General features: G+C 46.2%; 15 protein-coding genes. 13 read left to right on the top strand and 2 right to left on the bottom strand.

Annotated features, from left to right (window positions below; genetic code table 11):
- From ACIFQM_RS24430 to ACIFQM_RS24410, 5 genes are all read left to right on the top strand, one after another.
- Nucleotides 1-1576: WIAG-tail domain (locus tag ACIFQM_RS24430; RefSeq protein WP_430066333.1), on the top strand; the 1576-nt coding region annotated here is incomplete at its 5' end.
- 156 nt (nt 1577-1732) lie between these two features.
- Nucleotides 1733-2194 carry a hypothetical protein gene (locus tag ACIFQM_RS24425; RefSeq protein WP_430037042.1) on the top strand — a complete coding sequence of 154 codons (462 nt, stop codon included), beginning with the start codon at nt 1733-1735 and terminating at the stop codon, nt 2192-2194.
- A gap of 170 nt (nt 2195-2364) precedes the next feature.
- A complete protein-coding gene (locus tag ACIFQM_RS24420) occupies nt 2365-3078 on the top strand; it encodes a response regulator transcription factor (RefSeq protein ID WP_430066331.1) in 714 nt (237 codons plus the stop codon).
- Nucleotides 3079-3080: 2 nt separating this feature from the next.
- Entirely contained in the window at nt 3081-4460 is a 1380-nt protein-coding gene (locus ACIFQM_RS24415) for a sensor histidine kinase (protein ID WP_430037037.1), read from the top strand.
- A 215-nt stretch (nt 4461-4675) separates the two neighbouring features.
- Nucleotides 4676-5743: an ABC transporter ATP-binding protein gene (locus ACIFQM_RS24410; protein WP_430037033.1), complete on the top strand. Its 1068-nt coding sequence runs from the start codon at nt 4676-4678 to the stop codon at nt 5741-5743.
- Nucleotides 5744-5888: 145 nt separating this feature from the next.
- Here the strand turns inward: ACIFQM_RS24410 and ACIFQM_RS24405 are convergent, their stop codons facing one another.
- Nucleotides 5889-7172 carry a pectate lyase family protein gene (locus ACIFQM_RS24405; RefSeq protein ID WP_430037030.1) on the bottom strand — a complete coding sequence of 428 codons (1284 nt, stop codon included), beginning with the start codon at nt 7170-7172 and terminating at the stop codon, nt 5889-5891.
- 402 nt (nt 7173-7574) lie between these two features.
- Here ACIFQM_RS24405 and ACIFQM_RS24400 point away from each other — a divergent pair, with 402 nt between their 5' ends.
- On the top strand, nt 7575-8159 hold the full coding sequence (locus tag ACIFQM_RS24400) for a TetR/AcrR family transcriptional regulator (RefSeq protein WP_430037027.1): 585 nt from the start codon (nt 7575-7577) through the stop codon (nt 8157-8159).
- Between the two features lie 76 nt (nt 8160-8235).
- Nucleotides 8236-8817 carry an NAD(P)H-dependent oxidoreductase gene (locus ACIFQM_RS24395; protein ID WP_430037025.1) on the top strand — a complete coding sequence of 194 codons (582 nt, stop codon included), beginning with the start codon at nt 8236-8238 and terminating at the stop codon, nt 8815-8817.
- 261 nt (nt 8818-9078) lie between these two features.
- Here ACIFQM_RS24395 and ACIFQM_RS24390 read toward each other — a convergent pair whose 3' ends face one another.
- Nucleotides 9079-10272 (bottom strand): glycoside hydrolase family 5 protein, encoded by a 1194-nt coding sequence (locus ACIFQM_RS24390; RefSeq protein ID WP_430037023.1) that lies wholly within the window; start codon nt 10270-10272, stop codon nt 9079-9081.
- A 218-nt stretch (nt 10273-10490) separates the two neighbouring features.
- On the opposite strand from ACIFQM_RS24390, the gene ACIFQM_RS24385 reads away from it, so the two are divergent.
- The 6 genes from ACIFQM_RS24385 (at nt 10491) to ACIFQM_RS24360 (ending at nt 15653) form a co-directional block, all read left to right on the top strand.
- Nucleotides 10491-11513: a substrate-binding domain-containing protein gene (locus ACIFQM_RS24385; RefSeq protein WP_430037020.1), complete on the top strand. Its 1023-nt coding sequence runs from the start codon at nt 10491-10493 to the stop codon at nt 11511-11513.
- Between the two features lie 226 nt (nt 11514-11739).
- Nucleotides 11740-12990 (top strand): PTS ascorbate transporter subunit IIC, encoded by a 1251-nt coding sequence (locus ACIFQM_RS24380; protein ID WP_430037017.1) that lies wholly within the window; start codon nt 11740-11742, stop codon nt 12988-12990.
- Between the two features lie 74 nt (nt 12991-13064).
- Entirely contained in the window at nt 13065-13406 is a 342-nt protein-coding gene (locus ACIFQM_RS24375; RefSeq protein WP_430037014.1) for a cupin domain-containing protein, read from the top strand.
- Nucleotides 13407-13604: 198 nt separating this feature from the next.
- Complete coding sequence (locus tag ACIFQM_RS24370; RefSeq protein WP_430037011.1) at nt 13605-14162, top strand: MarR family winged helix-turn-helix transcriptional regulator; 558 nt, start codon at nt 13605-13607, stop codon at nt 14160-14162.
- Nucleotides 14163-14277: 115 nt separating this feature from the next.
- Nucleotides 14278-14784 (top strand): hypothetical protein, encoded by a 507-nt coding sequence (locus ACIFQM_RS24365; protein ID WP_430037008.1) that lies wholly within the window; start codon nt 14278-14280, stop codon nt 14782-14784.
- A 2-nt stretch (nt 14785-14786) separates the two neighbouring features.
- Nucleotides 14787-15653, top strand: a complete 867-nt coding sequence (locus ACIFQM_RS24360; protein WP_430037005.1) for an SDR family oxidoreductase — start codon at nt 14787-14789, stop codon at nt 15651-15653.
- The last annotated feature ends 447 nt before the right edge of the window (nt 15654-16100 follow it).

Below are 16100 nucleotides of genomic sequence, written 5' to 3'. Positions count from 1 at the left end.
ATATCCAGCAGCTGGAGCTGTCACCTCTGTTCATTTGCAGGCTTCAGCGGTGCTTACGAGACATCTGGCCCCGGATAGCGTATCCGGTCGTGCGATTCAAGCGGAAAGCATCACCTCGGAAAAGCTGGCAGCACACTCGGTGCAAGCGACGAATCTTGCGGAAGGCAGCGTCGGTCCTGCACATTTGTCTGCGCAGGCCGTACACACCCAGCATCTGGCAGCTGGAGCAGTACAGGACAGAGCGCTGGCAGAGGGGGCAGTGAAGTCCGTGCATATCGCACCGGAGTCCATCCAGCCGCATCATCTGCACATCGGAACCATTCAGGGTGAGCATATCGCATCACAGGCGATATCAACCGATGCCTTGCAGAATGGGTCTGTTACGTCCGACAAACTGGCAGATGGGAGTGTGACGGCCGCCAAGCTGTCCGCCCACTCGGTGCAGCCGTGGCACATTACAGACGAAGCGGTGCAAGGAAACCATTTGGCAGAAGAAGTGATTCAATCAAGCCATTTGGCCCTAGAAGCCATCACCTCTGCCCATTTGCAGGCTTCAGCGGTGATGACCCGGCATATAGCGCCAGGAAGTGTATCCGTTCATGCGCTCCAGGCGGGGAGCGTGAACGCTGAGAAGCTTGCGCTTCGGGCAGTGCGTGCTTCGAATCTGGCGGAAGCTAGCGTAAGCTCTGTACATCTGATGGAGCAAGCAGTGCACCACATACATCTGGCTGATGGGTCGGTACTGGAATCGGCGCTGGCTGAAGGCGCGGTGCAATCAAGGCATATCGCCTTGGATTCCGTCCAGTCGGAGCATCTGCAAGCAGGTGCCATCCAGCCGCAGCATATAGGCTGGCAGGTGGTGTCGGAAGACGCATTGCAGGAAGGAGCGGTTACGTCCAGCAAGATCGTGAATGGAGCGGTACAGTCCTGGCATGTAGCCGAGGATTCCATTGAAGGCCGACACATTGGCGAGGCAGTCATTGATACGTATCACCTGAAGCCAGGGGCGGTGACGCTGGCTCAGCTATCCACAGATATTCACCTCTCGGGGCTTTTACCGGAGGAAGGTATCAGTGGCGACAGACTCCAGGCAGATAGTGTATCCCGCAGTCATCTGAAAGCACAGGCCGTCGACAGCGAGGTGCTGAGTCCGGAAGCTGTAGGATCGGAGCATCTACAGACCGCTGCGGTACAAAGCCATCACTTGGCAGAGCAAAGCATTGAAGGGCATCATCTGGTGGAAGGCTCTGTAGGCTCGCGTGAGCTGCAGCTGAACGCAGTGAAGCCAGAGCACCTGAGCATCACCCCGGTTCGTACTTGTGCCAATCAGTCCGCATTGCAGCAGTTTGGCAGAGCGCCGTTTCTTTTGAAGGGCAGCGAAGGAGAGACGGAAGTGACCATTGTATTCGCAGAGCCATTTATGAGTCCGGACTATACACTGGTAGCGATGACGAACCATCCTCTCTTTCATGCGACGCTGAAATCGCAGACACCGGATGGAGCGGTGATCGTCGTAACCAAATGGAACGAAACCGCGCACAACTACGGTATTGTTTCCTGGATTGCCATCGGTTAGTGAATGCAATTGTGTAAAACTTATAGCGTGCAGACTCACGTATTTTCTGAATACGGGGCTGCACGCTTTTTCATACACTTTTCACACATTTGTTCCACAATTATCCCGAATTCTCCTGATAAGCTAAAGATACTTTAAAGGAGAGGTGATACAATCATGAAAAAATGGACTAAAAATGCAGCAGCCGTATTGACCGTAGTAAGCATACTGGGAGGAGCAAGCAGTGCATTCGCCGCTACAGCGACACCAACGACAGCTACAACTGCATCAGCAACGAAAGCATCAGCGGTTACGACCCCGGCTACCAAAGCACCAGCAGTAAAAGCACCTGCGACAAAAACACCCGTGGTGAAAGCACCTGTAAAAAAAGCTGCAAAAGCTCATAAAGCAACAACAGCTAAAAAAGCTCCTGCCAAAAAGGCTGTTGCCAAAAAAGTAGCCCACAAAGCAAAAGCAGTAAAAGCGAAGCACCGTACCGTTAAACATCCTGCTAAAAGACAAAATGCAGTAAAACATAAAGCGACAGCTCACAAAACTCGTGCACACCATGCTGTAGCTAAAAAAGTGGCTCATAAAGCTCCAAAAGCAGCAGCTAAAGTGGTAACAACCAAGAAATAAGGCGGGAGCGTAATTCGCTTCCAGCTCGCCTGGCATATATAGCAGCGATTCAATGATAAGAAAAGACGGGACCGGGGACGGTATACCCGTCTTTTGTCTATTTTGCCAGGCTTCTGTTAAGCTTATAGAGAGGATGAAATCATCCAGAACAACGGCAAGGGGTTAAGGTCATGACAAAAATAGTGGTAGTAGATGATGACGTGTTCATTTTGCAATTAATATCTGAATATTTAAAAAAGGAATCCTACGAGGTGACTTCCTTTTCCAGTGGAAAAACACTGGTAGAGCATATCCGTACCGACCATCCAGATTGTCTCGTTCTCGATATCATGATGCCCGGAATTGATGGACTTTCCCTGTTGACTCAGCTGCGTGAATTTACGGAAATGCCGATTATTATGATCTCCGCTCGCGGGGAAGAAAGTGACCGTATTCACGGGCTGGAGCTGGGATGCAGCGATTTTTTAACTAAGCCATTCAATCCTCGGGAGCTGGTTGGCAGAGTCAAAGCCATGCTGAGGCTGACCAAGGCCGGAACATCTGTACCGGACGATAAGGAGGCAGCAGAGGCAGACGGAAATGTATGTCGTGCGGGCAATCTGTGTATTTTCCCTGAATTTCGTAAGGTAACGGTGGACGGTCAAGAGCTGAATCTAACCTCGCGTGAATTTGATCTGCTGCTGTTTCTTTCGAATCATTTGGAAAGACCTTTTGGCAGGGAGCATCTGATTCAGCAGGTGTGGAGCTATGATTTTATAGGTGATGTGAGGGTCGTGGACGATCTGGTCAAACGGATTCGTAAAAAGCTGGCGGAATACCACTCTACGCTCGTCATTAATACCGTTTGGGGATTCGGATATAAAGCAACGGTTCAGGATCAATAGCCATGCGTACGATGAGAGCTAAAATACTGCTGTCTCTATCCATCGCAATGCTCATTACCGTTTGTATTACGGTGGTTTTGTTCATCAGGCTTATCGACGACCTTCTTGTAAATCAGGCTAAATCCAAGCTTCATGAGCAGGCACGCAAAGCCGTCCATATTATGAGCGACGGAGGCTTTGACCGGCTGGATAACGCTGAGCTTAACTATGTTATCAAAGGTATGCTTTTGTCTGCCGATTATTTTATTTTAAGCACGGATAACCGTATCATCGACTCCAGTGTATCTGGAATGGAGGGCAAGAAGATAGAGAGCTTGCTATTGATCCGTCAGGGATTTTTTGCATCCGTTCATCCGTCTGCCCATGATTTGGCTGCCGTACATGAAGGAGTTGCTGTGCTTCAGGGTAAAAAGATACTGTTTACAAATGAAGAATTGCCAGGACAACCTTTTCGGATTTTAGTATATTCACCGCTGTCTTCTTTAAGAGCGCTGTATGTCCCGTTAATGAGAACCACCATACTGTCGATCGTGGCGAGCTTTTTGGTGATTCTCGTCATTGGGCTGATGGTCGTTTCACGACTGGTACGCCCGCTTAAGCGATTGAAGGAGGCTGTAGGCAACTACGAGCCGAATCAACCACAGGATAGTGATTTTCCACAAGCGGACAAAAGCGAGATTGGCGAGCTGATCGGTACTTTTCACTCGATGTCTGCCCGTATACAGCAGCATCACCACGGTCAAATTGAATTTTTGCAAAATGTTTCTCACGAGCTAAGGACACCGTTAATGTCCATTCAAGGCTACGTTTACGCCATTCAGGATCAGGTGGTACCCCAGGATGAGGGGCTTAGTATCATTAAAGTGCAGTCCCAGCGATTAATTGATATGGTGGAAAAGCTGCTTCAGCTATCGAGGCTGGAGGCGCTGGATGAAGAATGGCCCGTCTCGCTTATTGATCTGAAAAGCATGGCAGAGGACGCCATTCATTTGCTGATGCCGGTGGCTGCGGAACGCTCGATCTCGCTTCGCGTGGAGGGAGAGGGCCTGCATGTGGCTGTTCCGGCCGAGCAATTATTCCGTATGATGCTGAATTTGTTGCAAAATGCGGTTCGACATACCTCCACGGAGGTTGTCATCCATTTGGAGGCGGGAACGACACCGGAGGTCGTATGGGTAATCCATGTGGATGACGACGGAGAAGGTTTAACCGAAGAAGAGGCCGCTGAGGTGTTCGGACGATTCTATACCGGCTCGAACGGTGTTACAGGTCTGGGATTAGCTATTTGCCGCCAAATTGCCTCCCGACTGAACGGAGAACTGATCTGCACACGCTCGCCACTGGGTGGAGCACGGTTCAGCTATATTCAGCGCATGTTATAAATGAGTGCAAAAAATGGTTAAAAATGATCGTTTTTCTGGATAAACATTCCGTTAATATAACATAAGATGACAGGTTCTAGGTATTATTGCAGATATAGCTTGACTGGCGGGTACTAAACTGAGTAAAATTAATCGTATATACCTTGACTCTAGAGCGTCGTTTTTTTAGATAGTGGTCAATAATAGTGGTTAATAATGAATGAAAGAGTGATGAGATGAACCGCCTTTTGGAAGTGAAGGACTTAACGATATCTTTCAAGACCCGTCAGGGACTAGTGCAGGCCATTCGTGGCGTAAACTTTCATGTCAATAAAGGAGAGACGCTGGCGATCGTGGGCGAATCCGGCTCAGGCAAAAGTGTAACTTCACAGGCTGTGATGAAGCTGATTCCGACCCCTCCTGGTATTTATCAAAAGGGTCAAATAATTTTTGACGGACAAGAGCTGATTAATAAAACGGAAAAGCAGATGCAGAAAATTCGCGGTAAGGAAATCGGACTGATTTCTCAGGACCCAATGACCTCGCTTAATCCGACGATGAAAGTCGGCAAGCAAATCACGGAAGTGCTTTTCAAGCATGAAAAAATATCCAAGGATGCTGCTCATAAACGTGGTATTGAACTGCTTAATCTGGTAGGTATTCCACATCCGGAGCAGCGTTTTAACCAGTATCCGCATGAGTTCAGTGGTGGTATGCGTCAACGTGTTGTTATCGCGATGGCATTGGCTGCCAATCCGAAGCTCCTGATTGCCGATGAGCCGACGACTGCACTGGACGTAACAATTCAAGCTCAAATTTTGGAATTGATGAAGGATCTTCAGAAGAAGATCGACACTTCCATCATCTTTATTACCCATGACCTCGGCGTTGTAGCAAAAATGGCAGATCGGGTTGCGGTTATGTATGCTGGACAAATTGTAGAAACGGGTACAGTTAATGAAGTTTTCTATAACCCGAAACATCCATATACATGGGGACTTCTCGCTTCCATGCCAAGCTTGGACAGCCACGGTCAGAAGCTGGCAGCGATTCCGGGTACCCCTCCTGATTTGCTTCATCCGCCTGTAGGGGATGCTTTTGCCGCCCGCAGTGCTTATGCGATGAAGATTGACTTTGAGAAAGAGCCTCCACTCTTTCAATTATCCGAAACACATTTTGTGAAATCATGGTTATTGCATCCGGATGCGCCTGCGGTTGAGCCGCCAGAAGCGGTAAAAGCCAAGCTTCGCAAGCTGGATAATGCATTTGAAAAGCCGGTTTTGGTTGAACAATACGGCGGTTAATGTGTAATATAGCTTGTAAATAAACCGGGTCAACATAAAAGAAGGGCTGTTCTCTCCGTGGAAGAATCTACGGTGGGAACAGCCTTTTTGGTGTGAAGCCGCAGGTTGTGAGAGCCTGTGGCTATGGAGCTAGCGGGGCAGTTTTTTACAGCTTGCCGGAACCGGCTTGGGAAGTGACTTCTGCCTTCACGCTGGCGGATGGAGAAATCTTATCATTCAGCGATGGTTTCCAGCCTACAGAAGAGCTAAGACCCGCGCTGGAGCCTGCATTTACGGCTTGTCCATTCAGGAGAGTGCCTGTGTCGGACAGGGCGGTGCCTCCAAAGACAGTTATGATTTTAGCTGCGGACAAACCTGCAACGTCGATGACATTGTTTTCAGCAAAAATTTTGGAGGATTTGCCTGCGCCCCATATATACAGTGAAGGATATTCGGAGCGTTTTACATCACCTGTGTAGTAATTGTTGTACAAATGGACTTGTCCATACCGCACGCGTGGTGTGCGTTGTACCGTGTTTTCATAATAATTGTGATGCAGGGTTACACGTAAAGCCCCTTCATCTGCTGTTTTGCTGTCACTGTTGCCAATAATCGATGTTTTATCATGATCGTAAAAGTGATTGTAAGAAGCAGTAACCAGATCAGCTTGGTTAATCACATCGAGAAGTCCATCATGATGCTGATATTCTTGACCATAAAAGGTGCCGTTTTGGCTATCGGGGCGAGATCCATCATTGAAGGAATTGTGGTCTACCCATACATGTGTGGCGCCGTTAATTGTAATGGTGTCATATTCCGAATTCCAGTTGCCTGTACTACCGTCAGTTGGGTCCCACTGAGGGAAATAATCGTAGGCATCCTGGAATTCAATATTACGGATAATGACGTTATCTGTCCCTTTTTTCAGTTGGAGGTTTGCGCCGTTAATAACGGCATTGCTACCCAGACCAACAATCGTTGTATTGGACGGAATATCAATGACGACACGGCTGGCCTGATTTTTTTGTGAAGCCTCACGTGCCTTTTCCAATGTGCCAGATGGAAGCTTTTTACCCCATGTGGACGGGTCATACGCTTTAAGATATGCATCAAAATCATATTTAGAGTCCTTGTAATCATTCAATCCTAACGGCTTGTTGTTGTCATCGACATTGGCATTGATTGTGCCTTTGACATAAATGATTTTAGGAGTTGTATTACTGTTTTTACCCAAGGCATCCACAAGCTGTTTGCGATTGGTTACGGTGAAAATATTGGAAGCTGTGGCTGCAGATCCGCCTGTTGTGCCTGCAGAAAAGGCTGCCCATCCGTTCTTGCTGCCAAGCACCTCCTTACCAATATCGCCTGCCGCATGAGCGGGTGTGCCAAGAGGAGCAAGGGTAGTGAACAGCAGAGCTGCTGCAATGCCGAGTGAAAATCTCTTTTTCATAAAGTTACCTCCGTATATGGGGTTAGTGGAGTAGACGAACGAAGGGAGTCCCGGGTGCTCCTGTGGTTTCTACTCTTCTATCATACTTCGTGTTCCAGTATTTGTTAATATAATAAAAATTACATACTAAAAAATTTGTCGAAAATTTTACATAACACAATGAACCCCTATTTTTTCCATTCATATTGAGTTTATACTAATGAAAACGTTAACAATCATATAGAATGGGAATTGTATATATGAATATATGGAATTGTTTTTATGTTTTTTACTCGAAATTAGTTGATGATGTTAACGATTTCAATCCAAGAAGAGGAACATCAAATGTTAAGAAACCGCTCATTTTATCGCCTTGCATAAATATCATTTGCAATTTGGTTAGTTATCACTTACTATATGCTTATGAACAAGAAAACACATGTAGATAGCAAGAAGAAGGATATTATGCAAGCAGCTATGCGCTTATTTGCGACCAAAGGCATCGACGGTATTTCTGTCAAAGAAATCGGGGAGGCTGCCGGTGTGACGGATGCCGCGATTTATAAGCATTTTAAGAGTAAAGATGCGATGGCCCTGGAAGTATTCCGGCAGTATTGCAACAGCTACACTACGTTGATTGATTTCTATCGCAAGCAGAGCGGGAGCTTTATTGGTCGTTTTCATCAACTGGTGGACGAGGTGCTTGTGATGCATGATGAAGACCAGTATGGTCTGCTTCTGTTATCACAGCATCATGAGCTGTATGTAGAGGCCAGCCAAAGCTCGAATGTCCGGCAGCCGCAGGATGCGTTAGTCGAATTTATCGAGCAGGGGATTCAGCACGGAGAACTGCCCAAGCAGGATGCCCAGCTATCTGGTGTGCTCATTATTGGAGCCATTACACGCTTGTCCGTGTCCAGTCTGGAGGGTGAATTGCCCCAGCAGCTTATTCCGTTTGCAACGGAGGTCAAGGAACGTTTAACCGCTTTATTAAGTCAAGGTCGGTAGTGACCTTTTCTTTTTAAATATAAAGTTAGTGTTTTCTAACTAAAAAAATAAAATATGAGGGTAGGAAGTGGCTCGAATGTCTAAAAAGATATTGGTTATTCAGGGAAATCCGGTCGTTGGCAGTTATGGAGAAGCGCTAGCTCAATCCTATGTAAAAGGAGCGGAGGCTGCGGGAGCTGAGGTGCGTTTATTGCAGTTGTCTGCGTTGGATTTTAATCCGAATCTATTAGGTGGATATCGTAATAAATTGCCGCTGGAACCAGATTTAATCAAGGCTCAGGAATCCATGAAGTGGGCAGAGCATCTGGTTTTCGTCTTTCCGATCTGGTGGGGCAGCTTGCCCGCATTAATGAAGGGTTTCATTGACCGTACTTTTATGCCGGGGTTTGCGTTTAAGTATCAAAAAGGAAAGTCGTTGCCTGACAAGCTCTTAAAAGGCAGAACGGCCCGCCTCATTACTACGATGGATGGACCGGGCTGGTATTACCGATTTTTCCAGGGACAGCCTGTGCATCGGATGATGAAGGATTCCACGCTGCATCTTTGCGGTGTCAAACCGGTGCGTTCTACTGCGATTGATCTCATGAATAAGAAAACAGATCAACAGCGCAACGATTGGCTGAGCAAGGTCGAGCAGCTAGGACGCAGCATGAGTTAGGTTTTCATGATGCCGAGATCATCTGATTCCATTACTGGATTTAATGAATAAGTGGGGACAGGATCATCAAAAGCTGAGAGCTGCATCGGAGTAGATGGGTTAATCGAATAGGGTCAGCCTAAGTGTATAGAATACTATGATAAATAATAAACAAATTATATTTTATGTAAAAAAAGCTTATTCCTGACTCATCTCTTGAGTTGGAATAAGCTTTTGAAAGGTTGGCTGCTATTATTCACCTGCGAAGAATGGACAACAGGCTTATTCGGCGGTAGCTGTCGCTTGCTCCGCTGCGAAGATGACAGGCTTCATAATCCGGCTCAGCATATCCTGCTTTGGACGATTCCAGGTAACCCAGTCGTCCAGCAGCAGCCCGCCTGTGTCGCCGCTATTCGGATTCAGGGACCAGTATGTGAAGTACAGGTTGTTGGCACGAATATAGTCTACGAGTGCATTTTGCCATTTACCCTCAGTGGAGGACATATCGACATTACGACCGCCAAATTCACCGACCAGCACCGGAGCTATGTTTTGCTTGCTGATGTAGCCCCAGGTTTGATCCCAGATGGCTGGCAGGTTGGACGGGAAGGTTGGGTCGTTGAACCATGGCTGCGAGGACACACCGGGGCCGTAATCATGCGGAGAATATACGACACGGTTCGGTACGTCTAGAACGACAGGATAGTTGGCTACACCTGTCAGGTTGCCACCCCACCAGTATTGGCTATTGTTGCCTTGTACATTGTGGTCTACACCTTCTACGAGAATCAGCCAATTCGGATTCACGGACAGAATCGCATTCCCTGCACGTTGTGCCGCCAGACGCCAGTCTGTGGAGGCATTGCCTGTACCCCAGCTTGCTTGACCGTGTGGCTCGTTGTGCAAATCCGCACCAATGACGGTTGAGTTGTTTTTATAACGTTCAGCTAACATTTTCCAGTCACTGATCCAACGAGTCTCAGGGTACTGGGAAGTGTACCACAGCTCGGATTGTCCACTTGAGCCTGGACGGTGACGGTCAAGGATAATCTGAATACCGCGTTGTCCAGCTTTTTCGATCAGCTTGTCCATAATTTGAATCGGAGTCAATCCGACCAGATCAGGGTTTTTGTGATAATCAATACTGTTAGGATGGGAACCAGAATCGAACAACTGATTACTGTAAGGCAGACGGATCAGATTGTAGCCTTCTTTCTTTACCTGATCCAGCATGTCGTCCATTGAACGGGCCCACAGTCCATGCAAGGTGTAATTAGGAGTTTCCAGACCGAACCAGTTCAAACCGTTGAATGCCGCCTCTTTCCCGGATTCGTCCACAATCTTGCTTCCTGAGGTGTGGTAATATCCCTTCACACTGGCTGCATCTGCCGAAGCGGGAGTGTAGCTATACAGTGTGAAGCCCATTACGAGGGAGGCAATGACGAAAACTGTCTTTTTCAACCCTTTTTTCTTCATGTTTTTGCTTCCTCCTTTATTTGAATATAATTGTAACCGATTACAATTTCATTTTATGTTCAAATATTCCATCAAACAAGTTCATAAAATTCATATATTTCTAAGATTTCTGTACAAGAAGGTATATAATAAAGTGAAATTCACTTTACATATAGGTTGCAGAATATATATTTGAAAATGAACACGCCTAACACGCAGAAGAAGAAAGGGGGTTAACCATGGTCACAACGATGAAAGAAGTTGCAGAACGCGCAGGGGTGTCGAAGAGCACAGTTTCGCAGTTTCTGCATAAGAGATACAACTATATGAGTGAAAACACCAAGAAGAAGATCGAGCAGGCGATTGAGGAGCTCAGTTATGTTCCCAATGAGGTGGCACGCAGTCTCAAGCAGAAGAAGACCTTCATTGTGGGTGTTATTTCTTCAACTATTTTATCGAAATTTACAACAGAAGTTGTGCGTGCAATTGAAGATGAATGCCAGCTGGAAAATGTCCAGGTCATTGTCTGCAATACCGATGATGATTCGCTCAAAGAGAAAAAGTATGTCCAGTCGATGATTGCTCGGCAAGTGGATGGACTTATCATTTTTCCGACGGAAGAGAACAAGAAATTATATGCTTCCCTTGTCAAGAATGGCTACCCTTTCGTGTTTGTGGACCGAAAAATCGATGGAATCAGCGTAGACACAGTGCTGTTGAATAATGAAAAGGCCAGCGAGCTTGCGGTTGAAGCACTCATTGAGCATGGTCATAAAAACATTGGCATCATCACGTTCCCCTTAGGCAAAAAAGCAATCACCACACGAAGTGAGCGGCTGTCCGGTTATAGAAATACGATGGACAAACATGACATATCAGTGAATGAAAACTATATCAAAAGCGGCAGACTGGATGAAATGCCAAATCTTATTGGACAACTATTCCACATGAAGAATCCGCCCACCGCAATCATCGCTACGAATGACATGATTTTGGAGCAGGTGCTGATTTATGCCAAAAATAATCGTCTGACCATCCCTAATGACTTTTCCTTGATTGGCATAGATGATGTATCGTTTGCGTCTTTTTATAATCCGCCGATCACTACCGTTTCCCAGCCGAGCTTTGAAATGGGGAAAAGAAGCGCAAGGCTACTGCTGGAGAAAATTGATCAAAAAGAGCAGGATCATGAGGAGCTATCAGAAATTATCCGATTAAATCCGGCCATTAACCACAGAGAATCTGTCCAAAAATTGAACTGAATAATTGGAATAAGTCTTTTATCTTTTTGGAAACGTTTTATGAATTCTATTGTAAAAAGTAAATAATGAGCTATAATGATTCTATGATTCGAGTCATGAATACCCTTTCATTTCAAAAAAATAATTCTGCTTCTTTTTACATTCCCGCAAGGGGAATTTTTTTCAAGTATTACTAAACCGATTTAGTAAGAATGAAAAATAAAATAAAAGAAAGTCGGAGATCACTATGGAAATGTTTATGAGTATTATCAGGGAGCCATCCATCATTATCGCGATTGTGACATTACTCGGCCTTATATTCCAGAGGAAGAAAGTATCCGAGATCATTACGGGAACTACCCTTTCTTTCATGGGCTTCACCATGATCAAAGTCGGCGGCGGAATTTTAGGAGGCGTTCTCACCAACTTCAGCCAAATTTTTTCTTATGCGTTCAATCTTAAAGGTGTCGTACCAAGTAATGAAGCCATCATGGCACTGACCATTGATCAGATCGGGGCGGATGCTGCGCTCATTCTACTCTTTTCCATGATCCTTAACATCGTGCTTGCACGCCTGACCAAGTTCAAGTACATTTATTTGTCTCTTCACTTGATTCTGTTCATGAGCTTTGCCGCTACAGCCGTTATGAAGGGTCTTGGTCTCAGTTCGCTGACTACGATCATCGTCGGTTCTCTGGTAATCGGGAGCTATATGGCAGTGTTCCCTTACCTGCTCCGGAATGCCAGCAAAAATATTATCAAATCTGATGAATACACGATTGCTCATGCTTCCATGACCTCTTACATTCTCGGCACCTATTTAGGAAAAGTTTTTGGCAACCGTGAAAAAGACACCGAAAATGTAAAAATTAATGACCGCATCAGTTTTTTGCGCGACCCCAATGTTGCAACGACCTTGACGATGCTTGTGCTTTTGCTGATATCCGGGCTGGTTGCTGGTTCTGATTATGTCAGCAAATTATCTGATGGCAAAGAATATATCGTCTTCATCCTCGAACAGTCAGCTATTTTTGCTGCCGGCTTGTACATCGCAAAGGCAGGTGTTAAGCTGTTCACGACTGAAATTGTACCCGCCTTCAAAGGGTTCTCCCAAGTGTTCGCACCTGGAGCAATCCCTGGTGTGGATGTTCTGGTACTGTTCGACAAATCACCTAACTCCGCGTTGGTAGGCTTCTTGGTCAGCTTCTTCACAGGCGTTGCCTGCGTCTTTCTTTTCCCGCTTGTCGGATTGCCTGTTATTGTGCCGGGGATCATGGCCTGCTTTCTCGCTGGTGGTGCAGCCGCGATATTCGGTAATTCCAGCGGTGGTTTCAGAGGGGCTGTCATTTCCAGTTGTCTTAATGGATTCTTGCTCTGTCTGCTGCCGGCCCTCACCTTGCCGCTCTTTTCTTTTTTGGGTGCCGAAGGGGTGACATTCGCCGATCCCGACTTTACTACCCTTTCCGGAGTACTGTGGCTTATTTTCCGTTGGTTTTAAACTAAATCGATTTATGAAGTTTTTTAAAATAACTCATATCAATAATTTGTGTTCTAAATGAGGAGGAATTATCCATGTTTTTTAACGACCAATATATTCAACTTGATACCGTTGACAGTAATACCACCCGGAAAGTGCTGGCCCACAGCGACCAGCTTATGTATGTCAAAGTGATGTTTGCTAAAGCCCAAACAGGGGAGATCCTGTTGCACAAGCATATCCATGAACAAGTCACTTATGTATTGAAGGGAAGTTTTAAGTTCATGATCGATAATGGCGAAACAAAGGATGTACAGACCGTTAAAGAGGGAGACAGCATCCATTTTCCATCCGATACTCTTCATGGCTGTATCCCACTGGAGGATGACGGTATTCTGCTAGATGCATTTACACCAGCACGTGCGGATTTTATGTGAATTACCTTACTAAATACGATTTATCTATTGAGTATGTCGAAAAATGATTGATGGACAGAGAGAGCAAAAGAAAGGGATACTCACAACGCGAGCATCCCTTTTTGTATTCGTCTACCCAGCGATATACCTGGCTTCAAGTAATGAAGATGGGGTAAAAAATGTGTTGACACAAAAATGATTAGGAACCATACTATATATATGAACAAGGATAATAAAATAACCAACGACATTAATGCTATTCCCTCACTTGCACAATCCAAGCGTCAGATTGATCGCTATAACCTAGACCTAGATGCACAGGCTATACTCGTCGCGTCTAGGCTAATGGAAGCGGGAGCCAAGCTTGGACATGCCGCAGAGATTCATTTCTCCAGATTCGGTTTATCAACAGGGCGATATCGTTTATTGGCAGACCTTGAAGATAACGAAGGAGAAGAGTTGCCCTCGCAATTATCTGAGCATCTAGGTGTGACACGTGCTACAGTGACTGGTCTTATCGATACTCTTGAGCGAGATGGGCTAGTATCCCGGCGATCAAGTTCAGAGGATGGACGTCAGAAGTCGGTCATATTGACAGAGCAAGGAGCGAAGAAGCTTCGTGAAATGGCTCCTGAGCATTTCGCTCGGCTGGAAGCCATGGTAGGCTTACTGAATATCGAGGAGCGCAGCGTATTCCTCGACCTTTTAGGCCGAGTTACACAGGGTATATCGGCACTTACGGACGAACCAAAACGAACTAAAGAAACACATCAGTAATGAGTAGAATGGGCTAGTGAAGCTAGCCCATTTTCACTCTTATATAGTTAGGATCCTAACTATATGTCGCTGAAAGCAACCGCTGAACGATTAAAAAGAATAAAGGGGCAATTAAATGAACAAGACGACGGAGTATCCCAATCAGACAGATGGTGTTTACGAAATCAAGTCTGCTGGTTCTGGCACAAAGACTTTTGTACTGTGGCATGAAGTCGTAATGGCCTATGCGTCTCCTGCCATTATGGCAGGTATCGGGGGATTGGTCACTGCCGACAAGGGGCTTCAATTAGGGGCTTTGACCACAATCGGCGGAACATCGGCCTTCTTGGCTTTGATGCTTGGCCTTTGGCTGCGCAGTAGAGGAGGCCATAAAGGGTGGATCATCGGCGCACCTCACTTGGTTGTGGTTGGGCTGTTCGCGTTGGTGGGAGCAACATTTGGCCTATTCGCCGCATGGGCGACATCGGGTTTACTAGAAATTATGATTCCGAGCAATCACTTGGCCTGGGTCGGTCGTGTCTGGATCGATTTCCCGTTGTCCGGATTCATAGCAAGTACGATAGTGACATGGCGGTGGCGTCTTGCCGTCACTACAAATTTTTCATCCAAAAGGAGAAGATAAGAATGATAGTTATTATTGGAGCAACAGGTACGATAGGCAGTGCGCTTTTGGAACGTTTGGTTGATCTTGGAGTACCCGCCAGGGCGCTGAGCAGAGAGCCTGAGAAGTTGCGTGATCAGATTGGAGAAAAAGGCTGGTCGACTATCGAGATCGCATCGGCTGATGCTTCTGACCCCGAATCGCTGCGTCGCGCGTTTACAGGAGCTAGCCAACTTTTCCTTGCCATGTCCAACAGTCCACTACAAATTGAATTGGAAACTTCGATCATTCAGATTGCCGCCGAAGCTGGAATCAAACACATCGTAAAAATATCCAGTCCTGCCTTTGAGCAGAGCTCTCCAGTGGCAGTGGCGGGCTGGCATCAAGAAATTGAGAAAACTCTGAGCGAATCGGGTCTCACCCACACCGTGTTGCGCCCCTATGCGTTCATGCAAAACTTATTAGGCCTTGCACCAACGATCACAACCCAAAATGCTTTCTTCGGCGCCATGGGCGATTCACCCTGTAACTTCATTGACTGTCGCGATATCGCAGATGTCGCCGCAGAAGTTCTGACCAATCGAGAGGTATCTGGCCAGATCTATACGCTTACCGGTTCGGATATTTTCAGCTATCCTCAGATCGCGAGTAAACTATCCGCCCTGCTCGATCGGCCGATACGCTACATCAACATGGACCCCCAAGCACTACTCCGCAATCTCATCGAGCATGGGCATATGCCTCCTTGGCTCGCGAATCACGTTGTGGAAATTCAAACTATGTCTACGGTGGTTCCGGAAAGACCAACGGACATTGTAAAGCGCTTGCTCGGTAGAGAGCCCCGCAAGCTAGACGCTTTTCTGCATGAGCATGCAGAAAATTTCAGGTAGAGGCGGAGTTCAGCTAAGGATCAACCAGAAAGAACTGGTTGACCTCATAATACGAACGGGCAGAATAGTTCAATAAGAAGCTGTAGTGGAAGCGGATCCGGTATCGAATAAGATTTCTACGGACTCGTTGCTGTGAAACTATCATTCCATAAACTAAAAAAAAGCCGCGATTTATGCGGCTTTTAATGGCATAATGTTTTTGACTTCTAGACCGCCATATCCCCATGAATATAAATCTTTACTTGGTTCGTGCAATGCCGGATATACTTATGTCATTATACAATTTGCTCAACATAACCCCGCCTTCAATTAGTGTGGAAGTATAATGTATAGGCGGTCACATGATTATTAAACTAATATTAATGTTTCCCGTTAGAGTTATAACTTCAAACATTTTGTGTTCGCATTCACTCAATTTTTAAATAGCTGGACAGTGAAAAGTTTTTA

Source organism: Paenibacillus sp. NRS-1782 (genome assembly GCF_050467685.1).
Lineage (GTDB): Bacteria > Bacillota > Bacilli > Paenibacillales > Paenibacillaceae > Paenibacillus > Paenibacillus terrae_A.
Note: the sequence above shows the minus strand (reverse complement) of the source record. Positions and strands in the feature narration are given on the sequence as shown.

Coding starts and splice junctions, on each gene's coding strand:
- ACIFQM_RS24390 (WP_430037023.1), bottom strand. CDS start 10,272: ATGAAGAAAAAAGGGTTGAAAAAGACAGTTTTCGTCATTGCCTCCCTC.
- ACIFQM_RS24410 (WP_430037033.1), top strand. CDS start 4,676: ATGAACCGCCTTTTGGAAGTGAAGGACTTAACGATATCTTTCAAGACC.
- ACIFQM_RS24365 (WP_430037008.1), top strand. CDS start 14,278: ATGAACAAGACGACGGAGTATCCCAATCAGACAGATGGTGTTTACGAA.
- ACIFQM_RS24415 (WP_430037037.1), top strand. CDS start 3,081: ATGCGTACGATGAGAGCTAAAATACTGCTGTCTCTATCCATCGCAATG.
- ACIFQM_RS24360 (WP_430037005.1), top strand. CDS start 14,787: ATGATAGTTATTATTGGAGCAACAGGTACGATAGGCAGTGCGCTTTTG.
- ACIFQM_RS24370 (WP_430037011.1), top strand. CDS start 13,605: ATGAACAAGGATAATAAAATAACCAACGACATTAATGCTATTCCCTCA.
- ACIFQM_RS24375 (WP_430037014.1), top strand. CDS start 13,065: ATGTTTTTTAACGACCAATATATTCAACTTGATACCGTTGACAGTAAT.
- ACIFQM_RS24405 (WP_430037030.1), bottom strand. CDS start 7,172: ATGAAAAAGAGATTTTCACTCGGCATTGCAGCAGCTCTGCTGTTCACT.
- ACIFQM_RS24385 (WP_430037020.1), top strand. CDS start 10,491: ATGGTCACAACGATGAAAGAAGTTGCAGAACGCGCAGGGGTGTCGAAG.
- ACIFQM_RS24395 (WP_430037025.1), top strand. CDS start 8,236: ATGTCTAAAAAGATATTGGTTATTCAGGGAAATCCGGTCGTTGGCAGT.
- ACIFQM_RS24425 (WP_430037042.1), top strand. CDS start 1,733: ATGAAAAAATGGACTAAAAATGCAGCAGCCGTATTGACCGTAGTAAGC.
- ACIFQM_RS24400 (WP_430037027.1), top strand. CDS start 7,575: ATGAACAAGAAAACACATGTAGATAGCAAGAAGAAGGATATTATGCAA.
- ACIFQM_RS24420 (WP_430066331.1), top strand. CDS start 2,365: ATGACAAAAATAGTGGTAGTAGATGATGACGTGTTCATTTTGCAATTA.
- ACIFQM_RS24380 (WP_430037017.1), top strand. CDS start 11,740: ATGGAAATGTTTATGAGTATTATCAGGGAGCCATCCATCATTATCGCG.